This window comes from Bacillus cereus group sp. N21 (genome assembly GCF_016483395.1).
Taxonomy (GTDB): Bacteria; Bacillota; Bacilli; order Bacillales; family Bacillaceae_G; genus Bacillus_A; species Bacillus_A pseudomycoides.
The window spans coordinates 1-279 of record NZ_JAEHBX010000323.1 but is presented as its reverse complement, the minus strand read 5'-3'; the positions used below and the strand labels follow the sequence as shown (position 1 = coordinate 279).

The window sequence follows — 279 nt, the reverse complement described above, 5'->3', positions numbered from 1 at the left end:
CTCAAGAAGCGTTAGCTGAGAAACTAAACACGACAAGGCAAGCAGTTAGTAAATGGGAAAACGGTCAAGGTTTTCCTGAAACTGAAAAGTTAATAATGATTGGAAATGTATTTGAAGTCTCTCTTGATTACTTATTAAAAGAAACTGCCAAGCAAAGTAATGAAAAGGAAAATGGTTATTATGTAAGTAAGGAAATGGCGGAAGGGTATGTAGTGTATGGACAAAAAATTTCTAAATATATCGCATTAGGATTTAGCTTGCTTATTTTATCTACAATAC

General features: G+C 33.0%; 1 protein-coding gene. It reads left to right on the top strand.

Annotation, left to right across the window (positions count from 1 at the left end; all coding sequences use genetic code 11):
• Positions 1-279, top strand: a 279-nt coding sequence (locus JDS96_RS31055) for a helix-turn-helix domain-containing protein (protein ID WP_199669153.1), incomplete at both ends; no start/stop codon positions are given.